We start from the raw sequence: 18,994 nt of genomic DNA on the forward strand, positions 1-18,994 counted from the left end.
GATGATGCCAGCCCCGGGGCTGGCATCATCCTTTTTCAAGCGTAGTAAAACCTTACCCGAATGAAGTATACTCGATTAGGCTCCTCGGAATTAGTAGTGAGTGAAATTGCCTTTGGCGGCATGTCACTGCAAAAAGATACGGCTACGAAACTGCTCCAAAAGGCCTTCGACGAAGGAATTACCCTTTTTGATACGGCGGATATTTACGACCAGGGCGAAAACGAACGCCTCATGGGTGAAGCACTGAAAGACCACCGGAAAGAAATCGTACTGGCGACCAAAGTGGGCAATCAGGAGCGGGCCGATGGCAAAGGCTGGGACTGGAACCCGACGAAGGACTACATTCTGGCCTCGGTCGAAAAAAGTCTGAAACGCCTGCAAACCGACTATCTTGATTTGTACCAGTTACACGGCGGTACCATGGATGACCCGATGGATGAAACCATTGAAGCCTTTGAATTGCTGAAAGAGCAGGGAAAAATCCGGGCGTACGGCATCTCATCCATCCGGCCGAATGTGATCGAACAATACGTCAATCGCTCCAGTATCGCCAGTGTGATGATGCAGTATAGTCTGCTGGACCGTCGTCCGGAAGAAACCTGCCTGGAGCTGTTGCACCAGCACGGCATCAGCGTACTCGCCCGCGGTAGCGTCGCGAAAGGACTGCTGGCCGGAAAACCTGCGGATACCTATCTCAATTATACGGCCGAGGAAGTACGAGCCGCCGCTGAAGCCGTACAGGCCCTGAGTACGAATGAACGGAATCCGGCTGCTACCGCCATTCGGTACGCCTTGTATCCGCCAGCCGTGGTATCAGCCGTGGTAGGTGTTCGGACGGCGGAGCAGTTACTGGATGCCCTGCGAGCGGGTGACGCCAGCCTGAGTGCGGAAGAATACGCGGCACTCGGTGCTGTACTGGCGGCGAACAATTATCAGGAACATCGAATTTCTGCTTCCTAAAAAGGGTTATCAGAGATAGAAAGCCAAACGAATGCTCGTATGCTCTTACGTACCATCAAACCCACGCGATATTTCTCGGACGAGCTACTCAGCCACTACCGGCAACAAACCGATCCGGCCGCCGATGCGATTATTGAACAGGTGGCCGCGGCGGGTGGCCCGGCGGGGGTACGCACCTTTCTCCAGCAACGGACGGAAGGCAAAATTCCGCTGAAAGAGGTACCCGAGTGCCGACGCTTTCTTTGTGAAGAGGGACGACTGCCCGACTGGGCTGATGCCAAGCAGATGGCTAGCGGCATTCGCCTTTTTCAGCGGCATCGCGATACCATTACCTTGTTGCTGGGCTGCCTGTCGCTACCGTACGCTTACCTGGCTGCCGATGGGGTGCAGGTACTGGCTCTTTCCAAACGGATGCAGAACGACACGCGGCAACGGCTGGAAGAAACCGGGGCTTTTGTCTTTGGCATTACGGAGGCCGAAGCCTGGCAGGGAAAGTATCCCTCCGCCATCGAACGTATTTTGAACGTACGCCTGATTCATGCCGTTGTACGCTGGTTTTGCCGGCATTCGAATCGATGGAACCCCGCCTGGGGCGAGCCCGTCAACCAGGAAGATATGGCCGGTACCAACCTGACATTTAGCTATATCATCATTCAGGGCTTACGGAAAAACGGAATTGAACCCAACGAAAAAGAGGCGGAGGCTTATCTCCATTTCTGGAAAGTGGTAGGTTACTTAAGTGGCGTACCGGAAGACTTGCTACCCGAAAACCTGCGGGAGGCTTATGTACTGGGACAATCCATTGCCCGGCGATTGTTCCGACCTTCGCCCGAAGGACAGCAATTAACCCAGGCCTTGCTACGGGCACTGGAAGATACCGTACCCGAAGGTTTAAAGACTCTGCCGGCGGCTCAGATGCGGTTTTTGCTGGGGGATGAGTACGCGGATCAACTGGCACTGCCGGCGGTACCGCTGGAAAAAAGACTGGTCCGCTTGTTACCGATGCGAATTTTTTTCCGTCCCTGATGCCTGGGCTGGTTTGATATTTTCGGGAGAACTAGCCAATTTGCGGCCTTTTTCAGACTGAACGCGATCCGCTGACGGACCGAAAAGGCGATTACCCAATTATTCATGAAAAGACGATCCGTTCGTCAACAGCCAGCAATTCTATGACTTTCGAAGAAGTAGACACTAAAATCAAGCAACTCGCCGCCCAGAAAGGCGGTACGGGTGACGTAATCAAATTTCAGACCGATGAGGGAAACATCGTCATTGATCGCGATGGTACCGTAACGAACGATGATCGCGAATCGGATGTTACGATTGGCATTAGTGCCAAAGATCTGGGTAAACTCATGACGGGTGACCTCAATCCGATGACGGCTCTGATGTTCGGTAAAATTAAAATTACGGGTGATATGTCGCTCGCCATGAAATTGCAGTCGCTGTTTTAAGTCGCCTTCAGGGCGGTTTATTACCGCAGAGGCTGTTGTTGCTGGTTGACGGATTAATCCGCCCTGAATTCCCCTTCTCATGTCAGGTTCGTTTACTTCCACCATTTGTGCCCTCGCTACGCCGACGGGTATCGGTGCCATTGGCGTCATTCGGGTCTCAGGACCGGAAACCTTTCCCATTGTTCAGAAACTTTTTCGGGGCAAAAACCTGAGCGATCAGGCAACGCATACCATCCACTTCGGAACCATTCGGGACGAAGCCGGACAAATTGTGGATGAAGTCTTGCTCAGTTTATTCCGAACGCCGCATTCCTATACCCGCGAGGATTCGATTGAAATTTCCTGTCACGGTTCCAGCTTCATCATCCAGAAGATTCTTCGTCTGCTCATTAAAAACGGCTGCCGGATGGCTCAGCACGGCGAATTTACGCAACGGGCTTTTCTGAATGGGCAACTCGATTTGGCTCAGGCCGAAGCCGTGGCTGATCTGATTGCCTCGGATACGGAAGTCAGTCACCGGGCGGCGATTCACCAGATTCGCGGGGGATTTTCGAAAGACATTGCTCAGCTACGCGAGCAACTGATTCATTTTGCTTCGCTGATTGAACTGGAGCTTGATTTTGGCGAAGAAGATGTCGAGTTTGCGGATCGTACGCAATTGCGTCAGCTCATCCGTAACATTCGGCAGACCTTACGTCCCCTCATTGACTCCTTTGAGTTGGGCAACGTACTGAAAGAGGGCGTGCCCGTAGCGATTGTAGGACCGCCCAACGCCGGGAAATCGACCCTGCTGAATGCTCTTTTGAACGAAGAAAAAGCCATTGTGACCGAAATTGCCGGTACCACCCGCGATGTCATTGAAGACACCCTGGTTTTAAATGGAATCAAGTTTCGCGTGCTGGATACGGCAGGCATTCGGGAAACCAGTGATCGGGTAGAGGCCATCGGCGTCGAACGTTCGCTGGCCGCACTGGACCGGGCCGAAATTATTCTCAAGCTAAGCAGCACGGACGTAGCCAGTGCCGAATTTGAGGCTCTGTTTGCAGCTCGGGTACCGGAGCCCGGACGGGTGATACGTATTCACACCAAAGCGGATGTGTACGCGGATCCTTCTGCGGATCTTTCTATTGCTGCCGCTACTGGCCAGGGCATTGAAGAACTCAAGCAACGCCTCGTGGACCGCGTAAACCTCCAGCGGACCAACGATACCGTAGTGACCAATCTCCGCCACTACGAACACCTAACCGCCACCGATACTGCCCTGCAACGTGCCCTCGAAGGCCTCGATGCCGGCATCACCCAGGATTGGCTAGCGATGGACATCCGCCAATCCCTTGTACACCTCGGCGAAATCACCGGACAAATTACGACGGATGATTTGTTAGAGAATATCTTTTCTAAGTTTTGTATCGGCAAGTAAGGACAGAGTATTAACAAGAAGCAAAACGAAACAATTATACCATAAATAGAAGTTAAATATTTGTATATCAGTATTTTATAAAAGATATAAATTAAAATAGTTGTTTCTCGTTGCTTCGTTTAGCTATTTGTTAACCTACCATTTTTGTTTCTCCTTTGTGTCTCGGCAGCCTTCGAGAAACAAAAGAAACAAAAATGGCACTTAGGAAAACTACTGCAAAAGAAACCGTCCGCTTGCGGGAAAAGGATCTCAAAGACGGAGTGAAAAGCCTTTTCCTCGATATCTATTTAAATGGGAAGCGGACCTATGAATATCTAAAGCTTTATCTCATCCCACCTAAATCGGCGGCCGACCGGTCCAAAAACAAAGAGACCCTTCAACTGGCTCAATCCATCCGAGCCAAACGCCAGGTCGAGATTCAGAACAAAGAGTACGGCTTTAGCTCTGCCTTTAAGCTCGAGTTGAATTTCCTCGAATACTTTGAGCGGGTGGCCAAGGAACGACTCGACTCGAAAGGCAATTACGGTAACTGGGATAGTGCCTTAAAGCATCTTGAGAAATACTGTAAGTCCAGCACTACGTTCAAAGACGTTGATGTAAAATTCGTTGAGGGCTTTAGGACTTACCTGGAAAAGAAAGCCCGCACCAAGAGCGGTACGCCCCTTTCCCAAAATACCAAGCATAGCTACTTCAATAAATTAAAGGCCTGCCTCAAGCAGTCCTTTGAGGAGGGTATACTCCCCATCAATCCAAATCTCATTATGGAAAGCCCCAAAGCGGGTGAGCCTGACCGGAGCTATCTGACGCTTGATGAAATCAAAGCTCTCATTAAAACAGAGTGCAGATACCCGGTTTTAAAGCGGGCTTTCCTTTTTGCATGCCTGACGGGTCTGCGTTGGAGCGACGTTCAAAAACTTACCTGGCGAGAAGTACAGGAACACGGAGAATCGGTAAGGCTTCGCTACACCCAGAAGAAAACCAAGTCAAACGAGTACTTGGACATCAGTAAACAGGCTGAGCCGTATTTAGGCCAGAGGGGCAAAGCCGATGAACGGGTTTTCGTCGGCCTCAAGTATTCGGCCTGGCATAATATGGAGCTGCAAAAGTGGTGCATGAAAGCAGGAATCGAAAAATCGATAACCTTCCATTGTGCTCGCCACACCTTCGCCGTACTGATGCTCGATCTGGGAGCAGAGATATTTACTGTATCAAAATTGCTTGGCCATAAAGATCTAAAGACCACGCAGATATATGCTAAAGTAATGGATAAGAAAAAACAGGATGCAGTGAATATGATTCCTGATTTGAATTTATAGATTTGGTTGTATATTGTTATTCGATTATTAAATTCCTACACCTATGAAAAGATATTTACTAACGTTTTTTGTGTTTTACACATGTTTTAACGGATTCAGCCAAAACTGTAAAGACGGGTTACACTTAATAGGAGAAGGAGCATACCCCAAAAGATTTGACCATATAATAAAACAAGGAGGTTTATTTGAAGTCATTTCAAATAATGCTAGAGTTTACGATTGTTGTGGAACACCTCTTAAAATTAAAAAGGGAAAAATATTAAAAGTAAGTGGGGGAGATTTTTTTCAAGGCGAATATGACGGGCATTCAGGTATGTGGATCCAACAATATATAGATTTTGATGGTCCTGGCCCTGGGTTTTCAACAGAACTTTACATTTTTGAAGAAGACGTAAAGCCTGCTAAAGGTCCTGTACAAGCAGCCAAAGTATATACTAACAACGCCTATAGAGATAATCCTGAAACAGTAAAAAAAGTTGATAAGTACTTAGCCAATTGGCGCGAACAAATAGAGTTTGAAAAGAGAGAAAGGGAAAGAAAAGCTACTATCAGAGCTTTCCAGATCAATGTTTTTATGGGCATATGCGCTTTATTAATTTTATATGGTTTATTTATTTATATAAGAAGAAAGATAAAATTTGCCTGCCGTTTATGTAAAGCATGGAATCCAGATATTAAGAAAGAGCGTAGTGATGGATATACAGAAAAGGTTAGTTCTTATGTAAGACATCCTGTGATGAATAGTGGCGTCCCTACAGGTTCATACGTAAATATTCTTGAGACTCGAGATGTTACACGTTATACAATTACTTATAATTGTACATGTAAAAAATGTGGTCATAATTGGACCTTTTTGGAGTTTAAGTAGTTGATCATTAATTAGTTATGACTGTACAAAAAAGCACTTAGCTTTTAAAACGCTAAGTGCTTTTTTGTTATTTCGCCCGGATTCTTCATTTATAAACTTCTCAAATATTGGATCAGAGCTAAGTACTGTTCGCCCTCTTGGTTGAAACCATCTGGACTAATATGGACAGCATCTGAAGTATACGCTTCGGTTTGCTGAGCGGTCAGCGTCAAAGTTTCGGCTCCCGTATAGTTCTGAAAGGGCTTTTCGTAACTCCGACCGTACCCAAACGTTCGATCTACTGTACTGTGATAGTCTGCCAAGTATATAGATTCAGACTCCCGGTTTTTGTACGTATCAATAAGATTCTTTGCCGCTAACCAGTAGGCTATCTTTCTACGATTAAAAGCCCCTACGCCTTCGTTGCCCTGCTGACCCGAAGAACAGGGAACCCCTACAATGATTTTAACTGAAGGGACGTCTGCTTTGATGGAAGCGATTAAGGCATCATACCGCGTTTTATAGGCAGGCCACGAATTGACAAAGGTTGTACCAGTAGATCCAGCGAAATCATTCGTACCCAACATGATATGAACAATATCAGGAGCGTCAACGCCCCAGCACTGACGATATTTGCCAAAGTTCAGGCCAAAATTCAGCGTTGATTCAGCGATTTCTACCCAAGCAGAACCTGTACTGTAGAAAAACTTACTTTGGGCATTATCGTAAATTACATCATTTGCCCGGTGAACTTTTGGGTACCCAGTTGCAGGGTCAAACTGATCAGCAAAAACGAAACGGTTGTAATCGTAGCCTTGCCCTACCGTATCGGAAAGCCCCGCGTTTGCTTTGATCCAGAATTCAGTATTTCCCTTGTATAAATAACTACCCGCAGTAGGTTGAATGAAGGGGCTATACAGGGATTTATTCAGGACTGAATACGTCTGAAGCAACCACCCCCCCCGGCCTTCGCTTAAGATCGTAGGCGTCGAGGAAGTTGTATTTCTAGTACCTAAGAAAGTAACCCCGCCCGGAACAACCGCCATCAGTCGATTTACAAAGGAACTACGATACGTGTAACTATCCCCGATATTCATAATTTTAACGGGATTCGTATTTGTTGTACCGACACCTATAATCGACGAAGTAAAGGAAAATGCCTGATCGTAATTTGCATCAAGCACTGATCCAATCAAGGCACTAGGCCCCGAAACGGGCGTAAGTTTTAAAGCCCTTCCCGTTTGTTTAGCGTTGGAAATTGACGAAACTGACATATCAACGTGACCCTTCCATTTATCCCATTGCTTCATCATGTTTTCGGGATAAATTGCTAGTTCACGGTTTGTAGGCCAATAGATTTTAGGAGCAATCGTCAGTTCTTCCGCCAGGGGCTTTTCAACAGAAATATTAGCTTTTACGTAGTCGGTTATTGTAGATAAAAGTGTATCCGTAGCCGCGTCCGCTTTTAGCTTAGGGCCACTTTCCATTGCAATCTTATAGTATTCTTCGTATGCCTGATAAGGCAGTGAAGAAGAGCCTTTTTGAAGCTGGAAAATATCCAGATCCTGAATGCTCATGGTAAGCCGGACAAACCTTACCCCTGTTGGTGGCGTGAACGAATACCCAGCCGAACCCATCCCAGGCTGGACCACGGTTTTGTTGGCATCAAAATAAGTCACAAAACGCATACTGCCAGCCGCCCCGGTAGCTTTTCCGTAGTACTCCTGATTTTCGGTTACAGGAATAAAATCTGACAAAGCATACGTAGGATTTGATTGAGTAGATCCGTTTGTATTCATGAAAATACCACTCGTAACTGTAGCTTTATTAAATTTATTTACGCCTGTTTCAACCGTTAAAAAATTGGCTTTCGTGGGCGTTACCGCTCCCGATCCAATCTTATCAGCAGTAACCGCATTATTTTGAATGCTGGACGTTTTTACGTCATTATCGTTCAAATTAACGCCAACCCCCGTAATTTTTACCAAATAAGCTTCATACGCCGTTCCCGTGGAACCTTCTTCCAACTGAAAAACATTCCAGCCACCAGTACCGACGCTAATACGCACAAAATAAGCGTTTGCAGGAACTGTGAAAAATTGATCAGTCCTTGTATTGGATAAGCCTGAAATATAAATCTTTGATGAATCGTAAAAGGCTAATTGGTGCTTGAAGCTGGGGTAGTAAGTTGTTCCAGGGATGACAGGAATGAAATGCGTTGAATTATACGTGGAGTTATCTACCAGATTTCCGTTAGTCGAACTAACATATTTGCCTATAACGTTTCCGGAGTCGTTTATATTGAACTTATTTTTCCCGGGTTTGATAAAATTGGTTTGACTTGGACTGACCGCTTCAACTGCAATTTTATCAGATCCAATAGCACCATTACTTATTTTATCCGCTGTTACCGATCCGCCGGACAGCTTTGAAGCATTAATGCTATTATTGGCTATTTTATTAGCCGTTACAGAATTGTCGGGTATGGCTACGCCAGACAACACTGGCGAAAATGGTTCATAAGCCGTTTTTACAGATCCCAATTCAATCTGGTACGCTTCCACATTTACCAGTGTTGTGGGGATGGACATGCGAACATAAGCGGCATTAGCAGGTGTAGTAAAAGAGCTGGTACTGTCGGTAATATTGATTCCGGAAATGTACGTTTTACTAGCTGTATAGTAAGCCGTTTGACGAATGATAGTCGCCGAATAGGTAGTATTCCCACTAACAGGAATAAGCGAAGTTGCTAAATAAGTAGCATTATCCGCCAGACTCCCTGTGTCAAAACGCACATATTTCCCCGTTACGTTTCCAGGATCGTTTTTATCAAAAAGGTTTTTGCCTGGAACCATGAACGACGTTTTTCCGGGCGTGACTGCCTTATCCGATATTTTGCGACCTGAAATGCTATTATCGCCAACGCTAAAAGGTACCTTGTACCATTGGGTGCCTTGCCTTTTGAGTTTTGCCCCTTCTTCGATCATTTCGCCCGCCAGAAAATTGACACCTGAGAAAGGAGCTGCTCCACCAAAGGTTACATCGAAAAAAGCGGCCTCTGGGAAGGCTGAGGAATTAGCTGTTAACGCAGGCAAATTACTTGCTGCATTCCAAGGGCCTTGAGGAATACCGTCTTTAACTGATTCAGCCGCAGCAATAGCCTGGTTTTTTGCGGTAACCGCCGTTTGTTCGGCTGTCTGTGCCGCTATCAATAGATCCTCCAGTCCGAAATCGCCTACTCCAAAAAGGACTCCCATAACATTAAAATTTTGACTGTGAACGAGTTAATTTTTTACTGTTTCGAGTTTGGTAATCAGGGGTAACATCTCCCGGGTAATCGCTTCCCGCTTATCGGCATCGGCTAGACATTCCTTAATTAGATCAATCTGATCCTGATAAAAATCGAATTGGAAGGCTTGGCTTTTTGCCGGATTCCAAGTGATCAATCCATCGCCTGAGTCCTTCATTTCAAACTGCTGGATTTCTGACAGTGAGAATTCTATCAAATCCGCTACTGACTTGGCCACGAGCATTTTTATTTTGCCGCCCCGCTGGGGCAGTAGCGAAGCGATGATTGCACGATCCGCAATGGTGAGTTCTATCTGAGTCATCTTACCAGTTGTTGTCATAGTTACTTTGGATGTACCATTTGTTGTCCGGAGCGTAGACGATTGTGACGATGCTACCGCCATTGAATTGAAGGTTAGAGCTGGTACCTCTGATGGTATTGATTATATAAAAGGACTCGTTGCGCATGCTCACAAACGCTATCGTTTTGCCAGGGGAAATATTCGAGCTTGCTGAGACTTGGAAACTATTGTCTAGACCGCCTGAAGGTGGATTATTCACGAATACCACGTCGTACAGATCAGGATTAATCGTTGTTAAGCCTGAGCCCGCACTGACGTGTAGGTAAGGCTTACCCGTTAATACAAGCTGGTCAAATTTGGCCTTACCTTCCACAATGAGTGCATAGTCCGCAGACCCATTACCCGAGTTATAGAAGTAGCCAGCAGCCGTAATGCCCGTCGCCGCTGAGAATACGTTGGTACCAATACGGGCCTTAACGGTAGAGCTTTCCAGAACTACGTTGGCTTGACCAATGAAAGCGTTCGAAGCATTCAAATTGGATAGTCCCCCGTCAGCAATCCGCATATTGCCTATCTGGCCCTTAGTAGCGAAGAAAGTTCCGTCCGCCAAAACCCGATAAGGGGCATTTCCTCGATTCTCGTAAGGAGTTCCTGCCCAAAAGCGAATAGATCCGTCAGCTGATGTATTAGAGCCAGAAATTCCAGCCTCTCCAACGTTGTTTTCATTTAAAAGCTCGATTCGTTTTCTGGCCCACATCTCGCCCCCTTGGTTTACCCGGAACGGAGCAATACCCCGATTACCGTACGAGGCGCCGGCCCAGAACCGTATAGAAGCGTCCGTCGTACCTTCTCCGGATATACCAGCCAAAATCGAACCGTTCACGCCAGCCAACTGGATGCGGCCAGAGGTGACAATGCCTCCATCAATGGTCGTAACGGTGTTGTCGTAGTAAGTGCCTTCTACCCAGTCGAGCGGATTAAATGCCTGACCTTCCAGCCGGTTCGCTACCGATCGTAAAAGGATTTTGTCTTCTTTGAGCCAGATGTCCCCAATCTGATAGGGTGGGACGGGATTTGAGGCCCCTACGAACGTAGTCCGCTTGCCATCGGCCGTATCCTGCGCTTTGGCCGCATTGGCCAGGGCCGCCAATGCGTCTTTATCCTTAATAGGATTCCAAGCGTTCGAAGCGCCATCATAGCGGAAAGCCTCGTTGGTATTGGTTTTGTACCAGATGTCGCCTGTATGCTGCGCCCGGTCTTCTGCGGGCCAGGTAGCAGGGTTCGTATCCTGAAACCAGGTTTCCACCTTTTTATTGATTTGCTCCTGCAGCTCCTCTTTATCGCCAGCGTAGACCACATCCACGAAGTCTTTCAGATCCTGATCAACTTCGGCAATGTCTTTTACCGTACCGTCAGAGCGGATGAACTTGATGTAACCAGCTATCTCGCCTGCGTCCAGATCAAAGTAGGTAGTGCCGTCAAAGCTTTGGATGCGTCCCGTTTTGATGAACCGGCCGTTGATGCTGGTAGCCCCGTACGTCAGACTGTACCAGCGAACCCCGAGCGTGGTATCCACCGCATGTAGAACACCTACTAGGAAGTGGTAATAATTCGGATCGTCGTCGGGCTTAATCTGGGCGGTCGAGAAAATGATGTTGCCATCGGAGTAATTCGTCTTGCTGCACTTGGCGTAGATGTAGCGGGCCGCGTTATCTGAGATCGTGTAGGTCTGAATCTGAATCTGCCAAGTACGAATCGTTTCCTCAATCGTATAGTGAGTAAGCGTTCCCGCATTCACCTTTACGACGTTGAAGTTGCCCTGGTAATTAGGCTCGATGACTACATTTAAGATGAACTGCCCCGACTTAGCTCCTACAACCAGCATCATGGTTTCGATGCTCTCGGGCTTGATGTGGCCATCGGTAAAGTAGCCGTCCGTATCGAAAATCATCGACAGCAGCTCCTGGGTGGTACGCCAGCCATAACGTGCCCGGGCCGCGTCCCTGAGGTCATTAATCCGGATAATGGTTTTGGTATCCGAATTATCGGCAATGATCCGCTCAATCAGCGTTACGTTGTACGTATCGGCGATGTTGACCGTATAGCGGTACGGGTATCGCAAATCCCGGTAGAAGGAAATAATGCGACTAGCCTTATCGATGAAAAGGTCAGCGTCCTTGATTTGCAACTGATCACCCAGGGCGTAGAAATTCGTCAGGGCTCCCTCCGTGGCAAAGTCAGAGAGGTACATCTCATCTACCTCAAGGCTGTACTGCACCCGAGGCGCGGAATTGTCATCCAGGTATTCCTGGGCTTTGGCCTGTAGTTCCGCTTCGGCAGTGGCCACGTAGCTATCAGGCATGACAATGTCAAGTAGCACATACTTATCACCGGCGGCAATCGAGAACGCCCCGGAATCACCCGGAAACTCAAGGCCCCGCTCATCCTTGAAGGGTAGGAGCGTGAAGGTTTTACTAGCGTGAGCGTACTTGGCAATCTCGAATTCGTAACCCGCCAAATTGCCTGTGTTGAAATGCACTTTTGCCGATACACCCTGAATCAACCACTTGGTTTGACTGACTTCTTTCCCGTTTACGGTCGTCGTGCTGCCGGGTACGATTTCACTCAGGTCGAAATCCATCCCCGCATCTGTAAAGGTGAGCTTATCACCGCCCAGAGCCGTGACGGTTCCCGTGCGATGCGGGTAGATTTCATCAAAGTTTTTGGAGCCTTCGATAAGTCCAAAGGCGGCTTTGGCGGCGGCATTTTCTAAGTAACTGCCTGACGTGTTCATCCGCAGCCGCGGCGAGAAATTCCGATAATTGGATTTCAGGTTTTTCTCTCCCCCGAACGCATAAAGGCGGGTAATGAAATTCTTATCGGAAACCGTTTCGCGTTTCAAATTGTACAGACCGCCAGCGCGGCCGTACTCGTAAATGTGGCCGAGTAGCTGCCCAACCTTTTTAAAGCTCAGGGTTCGGTTCCCGCCAGCAGAGCGGATGATTTCGAACTCCGTGTTGTATTCCTGACAGATCTTTTGCAGTACGGCCAGACAGTTCTCGTTTGAAAAGGAGAGGGTTTTGACAATGGAAGTCTCAACGCTACCCAGGGTCCACTTTGAGCCGAACACCCGGGTAATGTTATTGATGAGCACGTTAGCAAACATCTGCAAATCACCCGTCAGCGAGAATTCATTGGAGGTATTCACGCCGTTGATATCCGTGTTGAAATACACGACCTTCAATAGCTCGTACTGAGGACCTTCAAAGGTCAGATCGTAGACGAATTTACGGGCGCTGTTTTTGCGGGCAACGGGCATGACGTTGAGTACGTACTCTTCGCCGAAAGCGATTACCTTATCTCCAATTTCAATATCTAGAGGAGCGGTTGATTCAACAGATACGATTACCCGATCTTCCCCCAAAAGCTCACGGTACTGCTGAGCCTTCGTCACGGTGATGACGGGCTCCTGCTGCATGAGTGGTAACTCGGTACCGTTGGCTTTTATGATTACAACTGATTCCATACAATGGGTGCGTTCGAGCTAAATCCGGTCATCTCTTCAATCATGCCAGCAACAATGATGTAATGATCTCCGCCGGTCGTGAAATTGTGGGAAACGGTTTTGTTGGTACCGTAGACGTTACGGGTTTTTGAGCCGTCACCCCAGTAAATGCTGGTCATCCATTTGGAAGTCAGCGTAATCGTAGCGGTGCCAGTACCCGTGAATTTGAGGACCCTTTTAACGGGTTCGGGCTCACGGAGCTTGAGAACGAACGTTCCAACCATAAGGTCATCCGACCATTTTTTCTGCAGGTTGACCGATTCCCGGCAATACACCTCATACACCAGGGGTTTGCTCGAGTGAACCTGAATCATCAGGCGCTGAGTACCCGGTTTGGTGAACTCAGCCAGGAAGTTTTTCACCCGATCCAGAAACTCATCCCGGCCTACGCCCTCAATGAAGCAGGAAAGGGAAATCTCGCGCACATCGTAGCGCGGCCGGTTCAAATCAATTACTTCGCCGTGATATTCGTCCCATTCTACCTTGAAGGGCTCCTTCATATTCAGGTTGTCAATTACCCCATCGGATTCTGACACCCAGACGCCAAAATCTTTGAAATTGCGTCCATTTACTGAGTAGGTAACTTCCATGTTTGCAACGGGAGGGGTAATGATCTCACCGGAATTAATGCCCTGGTAAATCGTCAAATCTTCATAGCTGCTGTGACCCGTCCCGTTGAAAGGGTTGTCGTTGAGCAGACACCAGCCCGTAGGTGCTCCCCATTCGGGCGGAAACTCTTCTGACCCCACAAAACGTGAATTCAGATACACACTGACCTTATCGGTTTCCTGAATGATGGCAACGTAGGTCCAGCTCGTCATGGGGGAGTGTAAATCCACATAGACGTAATTTCCTTCGCCGGGAAACTTGAATAATATCCAGGAAGCATTTGGACCATCCACAAACTCATCAGCGATCACCCAGCAGGTAAAGGTGTATTCGCCATCCAGTGGAATCAGCTTTTGAGTAATCTCAGCCCGCCCCTCTCCAGGAAAATTGACCGCCCGATTTACCCGCCCTTGCGTGAATCGTGCTCCGATGAGAGCCGCGTTCGCCTGGTTATCGGACTGGTCATGCGCCTCATCCGATCCGTCCGGGTCGTTAAATGGGATATCCAGTATTTTATCGTTCTCTGCCATTATCCTGTAATTCCTTTCGAGCGTAGGGGGTCTGATGATTGAATCGAACCCAACTTTTCATCAATGCTTTCCAAAAACCGCATATAGCGAGAATACGCGGCAATTTCGGTAAGCTGAGTTAGTGCCATTTTCATGGTGAATAGCGTTTCTGCACCATTGATCCGGATGGCATTCATCTGGCCAGCAAGGACCGACGCTGTTTCCTCAGATACACCTTTGATAGCTCCAGACAAAGCCTTATTCGCGGCATCTTTACCAGAGGCAGATTTTTGAAAGATGTCAAGGCCATATTTAGCTGCTGCTTCTCGGGCATCCTCCATCATCGCAAACAGCTGGTCCTGTAATGGTTTAGCTTCACTAAAGAATCTACCGAAGTCATCAATCCAGCTGCCGTCACCATCTGGACCGTAAGAGGCAATCATTTCGTCCTGGAGCTTTTTAAAGCTGGCCGAGAAGACCTGATTGAAGATGAGTTGTTTAAGCATGTCTTCAAGGATTTTAGACACGCTATCACCGAAGGCCTGAGCAGCATCTGTACCTTCTTTGAAGGCCGTTACCAGTGAATCCCGTAACGTATTACCCAGGGAGCCGGCCAGCTCAGAAACCACATTCTTAACCTGCTCCTTGGCTTCTTCAATCTGCTGCATCCACTCAATCGTGTTTTGCAACAGAAGTTTCGTATTCTCATCCACCAGGTTCTGATCAATGAGAGTCTGCGCCAGTTCTTCATCGAGTTCTTCCCAGCCGTCGGCGGCCTCTTTGACCAGGTCCGGATACATTTCAAGCAGGGAACCCCACTCATCCTTTTTCTTCTTACCCCCAAAGAGCCCTACGATGCCACCAACAATACCGCCGGCAATGGCTCCAACCGCAGTTCCGATAACGGGGACAATTGAGCCGATAGCCGCCCCGGCCGCTGCGCCAGCACCAATGCCTTTACCAATGTTAGCACCGTCCACGGCGTTTTTCTGGCCAGCTTTGGCCCGACCATTCGTGAGCTTATCCAGTGCTTCCTGATATCCCTCGTTGGCATCATTGAGCTTAGCAATACCGTCCTTAAGCCGGCCTTGGAAATCCTTAACGAAAACCGATTCATTCAGCTCGGACTGTAGCCCAACCTGGTCATTAAGAAGAATGTTGTATTGCTGTTGCTGGGCGATGACTGAGCGGTAATACTCTTCCTCTGCCTGTTTACGCTGGCGAGCTGATGAAGCGATAATATCAATCAACCCAATCACACCCGAGATGCCGGCAGCGATTTTATCCGTTTTGGAAGCTGATTCGTCAAAGGCAATCGTTACCAGGTTGGCCTGGGAGGAAATGCCCGAAAGCAATCGCCCTGTTTCACCTAAGCCACCGTTTACCTGCGAAAGGGCTTCGCCCAGATCACCGGCTAGAGTTGCAAATACCCGGTAGTCGTCAAGTGTTTCCCGATTAAGCTCAAAGCCCAAATCTTTAATTTCATTGGCAGTCTGCTTAAACAGCTCACTTTCTTTACCTACCGTAGTTTCCAGCTCTTTTAGGTAAGCTTTCAGACGAGTAATACGAATCTTTAGTGCTTCCCGGCCCTGGGCATCGATTACCTTATTCAGGTCTTTGAAGGCCTGAGAAGCTTCGGCCTGTTGGATAGCTAAATCTTCATATTCACGCTTTTCAGCCGTGTTGATGGCCTTTAAAGCTTTCTGATATTCGGCCCCTCGATCGTTGTTGAATTTTTTCTCAAGTGCCGCTCTGAGGTCAGCGTATCTCTTTGACACCGCAAGCCGTTGCTCCTCGGATCCGAGAACCTGATTGAGGAATTGCGCCAGTTGCTCTTTACGCTGCTTTTCGGTTGTATTGATTTCCTCAGCTAGTGCCTGTCGGGCTTCAAAGCCGTAATCAGTAGTGTCGCCTTCCAGGCTGTCCTGTTTCGCTTTTAATTCGGTCAGGTAGTCCGTGAGGTTCTTCGCTTCATCTTTGGCACGGGTGAGGCTTTCCCGGAACAGATCGATGGCCGTTTTAGCACCCGTAGCTTCCTGATACTGGATATTCAACGAGACCAGGTTCTTTGAACCCTCAACGGAAATAGTACCCTCGTCCTCAAGGGCTTTGAGCTTACCGATCTCACCTTTAAGGTAATCAGCATACGTATTACCATTTTTGAGCAAATCGCTGAACCGCTCGTCGGCGGATTGTTTATCTACGAACTCAACCCATTTGGTGTAGAGCTCATACTGCTTTTTCTTCTCAGCGAGTTCATCTTCAAAGGTTTTCACCTCAAGGGTTTTCCGGATAGCGGCCGCTTTGCGCTCAGCATCCAGCTTAATGGCGTTTTGCCGGGCCAATACCCCTTTATTGGTTTCAGGGGTTTTATCGATGACCTCCTGGGCTTTCTTAGCTACATTTTCCCAGTAGGAAAGACTACCCATCGGACCAACCTTTTCCGCATCTTTATCGGCTTTAGTCTTCTGGCCCGTCAACCGGTTACGGGATTTCTCAAGGGCATCAATTTGCTTCTGGAACTTATCAAACTCGGCCCGGGAGGTAGCACTCTGGGCCTGCTGCTCTTTAAGAGATTTAATCTGAGCATCGTACCATTCAACCGTTTTAGCTACGGCTTTCTGATTGCCGCCTTCGGTTGCTGTGGTAGCCTTGCCCACTTCGGAAATCGTTTTAACCCGCTCCTTAAGCTTTGCCTGTATGGCATCCTCATCCTTGACGATCCGATCGTTGTACTTTCGGGTAGCATCAGCCGCCTCAGCTCCGAAATTTCGGTTCTGGCTTGGTACGCCCGTCATACTTCCCGTCTGTGTTAAACCGAGTTTCAGCTTTTCAAGGAAAGGCAAATCGTTTTCACCGTCCCGAGCAGCTCGTTGCCGGTTGATTGAATCCGTAAGCTCTTTCTCAATCTCCTGCAGTTCAAGCTTTCGCTTCAAAGCCTCGATGTACGTATTGAGCGCAGTCGTACCGTCGGCGGTAGCAACGTTTTCAAGCGTCAAGGTTTTGAGGTGTTCCGGCGATAACCGAATAAGCTCCTGCAGCTTTTTATTCCGCTCGTCGCGGCTGAGATTCTCGTTGTTGATTTGAGTCTTAAGGACCTCGATTTTTGCAATTTCAGATGACGCCTGTTCCGTGGCTCGGTTCATGGCTTCGCTTAACCGCTCCTGTACTTTTTCTGCCTGGGTTGCCTCGTTGCGGAATACTACCACGGCGGTGATCAACCCCGTAAGTAGGGTAGCGGCCAGAACGTAAGGATTGGCGAGGATAGAAGCATTAAGCGCAGTCTGCGCACGAGTAGCGGCTTGAGATACGACTACTTGAGCGGCTTGGGCTACGGTCAACTGCCGGGTGACCTGAACAGCCACCATGCTGGCTCCATTGAACTTCTTAATCGTCTCGACAGTCGTCATGGCAGCCCTAACCTGTTCAACGACTGCAACGGCAAGAATGGCGGTACGGTAAGCGCCGTACGTGGCCACCATCACTTTGAGAACATCAATGACCTTCTCGTAATTCTCAACCAGGGTAGCGGCTGCACCAATCCCGGAAGCCAGGATACCCTCATTGCTCTTGCCTATTTCGTTAAGCATTCCTTTCCAGGCATCAGAAAGTTGGGCGGTAAGCCCTGTTAACGATTTGGACTGAGCTTCCATAAGGCCGCCGAACATCGAGCCGCTTTTGGTCAAATTATCAATGACCTTTTGCACTTCCGGAAAGCCTACTTTCCCCTGTTCGACCAGATCCCTGACTTTACTTTCGGCTACCCCGAACTGCTTAGCCAGTTCCCGAATCATCGGGATGCCGCGGCCTGTGAACTGATTTAAATCCTGCGTATACAGACGGCCCTGAGTCATCGTGGTACCGTACAGATAAACGATGTCATTTAAAGGGGCTCCAATACCCGCAGCTATATCTCCAAGTTTAACGAGCGCCGGAATAATCTTCTCGGCCTGCTCTCCATATGCAAGTAGCTGCTTAGCCCCTTGTGCAGTATCTGTTAAACCATACGGCGTTTTAGCGGCAAACTGGACTACATCAGCAAGCAAGGCATCTGCTTTTGCCTTACTGCTCAGCATGGTGGTAAAGGCAATCTCCAATTGCTGGTATTGACCTCTTACCTTAATGATTTCACCGGGAAGCTGCTGAAGGGATGCAAACGTCAAATAGCCGGCGGCCAACTGGCTCATCATCTTGAAGCTCTGGCCAATTCTATCGTTCTCAGAACGTACCGTACGGGAATAGCCTTCAAAGCCCCGCTGAGCATCGCTGATTTGACGGTTCAGGATAGGAGGTAAGCCACGGATTGAACCCAAAGCTCCATCAAACGCTCTTACCTCGCTTCTGGCTTTACTCATCTGGCCTGGAACATCGCTCAGCTGAGTAGTAAAGTGTACTGCAGATTGACTAATGCCCTTGAAACCCTTATCGATTTTGCCCGTTTCGTTGGTAACGTACGTTCCGAAACCCAGGATACGACGTTGCATCTCGTCAATCTTTCGATTGAAAAAACTATCGTCGATATCGGCTTCAAAATCGAGTGGTCCCGAATTATTCATGAGTCAAGACTATTGATGTAATTCATGATGTCCTTGGCATTCTGCTTGGTCAGCTTTTTCTTTTCCTTGACCTCTTTCTCTTCCGGCTTAGGCATCTCGTAGCCAGGGGCATCGATGAGAACTCGTTGCATGATTGGCCAGCGAAGTCCCCAGTGCAGGTATTCCCAA

12 protein-coding genes are annotated in these 18,994 nt (G+C 48.2%); 6 read left to right on the forward strand and 6 right to left on the reverse strand.

Features of this window, described 5'->3' with window-relative positions; genetic code table 11:
- Positions 1 to 60: 60 nt before the first annotated feature.
- The 6 genes from BWI93_RS03030 to BWI93_RS03055 all read left to right on the forward strand — a co-directional run bounded on the left by BWI93_RS03030 (position 61) and on the right by BWI93_RS03055 (position 6,018).
- Positions 61 to 960 carry an aldo/keto reductase gene (locus BWI93_RS03030; protein ID WP_094808691.1) on the forward strand — a complete coding sequence of 300 codons (900 nt, stop codon included), beginning with the start codon at positions 61 to 63 and terminating at the stop codon, positions 958 to 960.
- Between the two features lie 39 nt (positions 961 to 999).
- On the forward strand, positions 1,000 to 1,986 hold the full coding sequence (locus tag BWI93_RS03035) for an oxygenase MpaB family protein (protein ID WP_094808692.1): 987 nt from the start codon (positions 1,000 to 1,002) through the stop codon (positions 1,984 to 1,986).
- Positions 1,987 to 2,129: 143 nt separating this feature from the next.
- Positions 2,130 to 2,414: an SCP2 sterol-binding domain-containing protein gene (locus BWI93_RS03040; RefSeq protein ID WP_094808693.1), complete on the forward strand. Its 285-nt coding sequence runs from the start codon at positions 2,130 to 2,132 to the stop codon at positions 2,412 to 2,414.
- Positions 2,415 to 2,493: 79 nt separating this feature from the next.
- On the forward strand, positions 2,494 to 3,834 hold the full coding sequence (gene mnmE / locus BWI93_RS03045; RefSeq protein ID WP_094808694.1) for a tRNA uridine-5-carboxymethylaminomethyl(34) synthesis GTPase MnmE: 1,341 nt from the start codon (positions 2,494 to 2,496) through the stop codon (positions 3,832 to 3,834).
- A gap of 194 nt (positions 3,835 to 4,028) precedes the next feature.
- The gene (locus BWI93_RS03050; RefSeq protein ID WP_094808695.1) at positions 4,029 to 5,150 is read left to right on the forward strand and encodes a site-specific integrase; all 1,122 of its coding nucleotides are present in this window, start codon (positions 4,029 to 4,031) and stop codon (positions 5,148 to 5,150) included.
- A gap of 43 nt (positions 5,151 to 5,193) precedes the next feature.
- Positions 5,194 to 6,018 carry a hypothetical protein gene (locus tag BWI93_RS03055; RefSeq protein ID WP_094808696.1) on the forward strand — a complete coding sequence of 275 codons (825 nt, stop codon included), beginning with the start codon at positions 5,194 to 5,196 and terminating at the stop codon, positions 6,016 to 6,018.
- 89 nt (positions 6,019 to 6,107) lie between these two features.
- On the opposite strand, the gene BWI93_RS03060 is transcribed toward BWI93_RS03055, so the two are convergent.
- The 6 genes from BWI93_RS03060 to BWI93_RS28460 are packed head-to-tail and all read right to left on the reverse strand — an operon-like array spanning position 6,108 to position 18,957.
- Entirely contained in the window at positions 6,108 to 9,254 is a 3,147-nt protein-coding gene (locus BWI93_RS03060; protein ID WP_094808697.1) for an SGNH/GDSL hydrolase family protein, read from the reverse strand.
- Positions 9,255 to 9,281: 27 nt separating this feature from the next.
- Complete coding sequence (locus tag BWI93_RS03065) at positions 9,282 to 9,608, reverse strand: hypothetical protein (RefSeq protein ID WP_094808698.1); 327 nt, start codon at positions 9,606 to 9,608, stop codon at positions 9,282 to 9,284.
- Between the two features lies 1 nt (position 9,609).
- Positions 9,610 to 13,113, reverse strand: coding sequence for a hypothetical protein (locus BWI93_RS03070; protein ID WP_094808699.1), 3,504 nt, complete (start codon positions 13,111 to 13,113; stop codon positions 9,610 to 9,612).
- Entirely contained in the window at positions 13,098 to 14,291 is a 1,194-nt protein-coding gene (locus tag BWI93_RS03075) for a hypothetical protein (protein ID WP_094808700.1), read from the reverse strand. The genes BWI93_RS03070 and BWI93_RS03075 overlap by 16 nt, the downstream gene beginning before the upstream one ends.
- Positions 14,291 to 18,826, reverse strand: a complete 4,536-nt coding sequence (locus BWI93_RS03080) for a tape measure protein (RefSeq protein ID WP_094808701.1) — start codon at positions 18,824 to 18,826, stop codon at positions 14,291 to 14,293. The genes BWI93_RS03075 and BWI93_RS03080 overlap by 1 nt, the downstream gene beginning before the upstream one ends.
- Positions 18,823 to 18,957, reverse strand: coding sequence for a hypothetical protein (locus BWI93_RS28460; protein WP_255157692.1), 135 nt, complete (start codon positions 18,955 to 18,957; stop codon positions 18,823 to 18,825). The genes BWI93_RS03080 and BWI93_RS28460 overlap by 4 nt, the downstream gene beginning before the upstream one ends.
- Between the last annotated feature and the right edge of the window lie 37 nt (positions 18,958 to 18,994).

The organism is Siphonobacter sp. BAB-5385 (genome assembly GCF_002261125.1).
GTDB lineage: Bacteria > Bacteroidota > Bacteroidia > Cytophagales > Spirosomataceae > Siphonobacter.

Bases quoted from the DNA above. Each gene is read 5' to 3' on its own strand.
- BWI93_RS03055 (WP_094808696.1), top strand. From the start codon at position 5,194: ATGAAAAGATATTTACTAACGTTTTTTGTGTTTTACACATGTTTTAAC.
- BWI93_RS03060 (WP_094808697.1), bottom strand. From the start codon at position 9,254: ATGGGAGTCCTTTTTGGAGTAGGCGATTTCGGACTGGAGGATCTATTG.
- BWI93_RS03030 (WP_094808691.1), top strand. From the start codon at position 61: ATGAAGTATACTCGATTAGGCTCCTCGGAATTAGTAGTGAGTGAAATT.
- BWI93_RS03075 (WP_094808700.1), bottom strand. From the start codon at position 14,291: ATGGCAGAGAACGATAAAATACTGGATATCCCATTTAACGACCCGGAC.
- mnmE (WP_094808694.1), top strand. From the start codon at position 2,494: ATGTCAGGTTCGTTTACTTCCACCATTTGTGCCCTCGCTACGCCGACG.
- BWI93_RS03065 (WP_094808698.1), bottom strand. From the start codon at position 9,608: ATGACTCAGATAGAACTCACCATTGCGGATCGTGCAATCATCGCTTCG.
- BWI93_RS03070 (WP_094808699.1), bottom strand. From the start codon at position 13,113: ATGGAATCAGTTGTAATCATAAAAGCCAACGGTACCGAGTTACCACTC.
- BWI93_RS03050 (WP_094808695.1), top strand. From the start codon at position 4,029: ATGGCACTTAGGAAAACTACTGCAAAAGAAACCGTCCGCTTGCGGGAA.
- BWI93_RS03035 (WP_094808692.1), top strand. From the start codon at position 1,000: ATGCTCTTACGTACCATCAAACCCACGCGATATTTCTCGGACGAGCTA.
- BWI93_RS28460 (WP_255157692.1), bottom strand. From the start codon at position 18,957: ATGCAACGAGTTCTCATCGATGCCCCTGGCTACGAGATGCCTAAGCCG.
- BWI93_RS03080 (WP_094808701.1), bottom strand. From the start codon at position 18,826: ATGAATAATTCGGGACCACTCGATTTTGAAGCCGATATCGACGATAGT.
- BWI93_RS03040 (WP_094808693.1), top strand. From the start codon at position 2,130: ATGACTTTCGAAGAAGTAGACACTAAAATCAAGCAACTCGCCGCCCAG.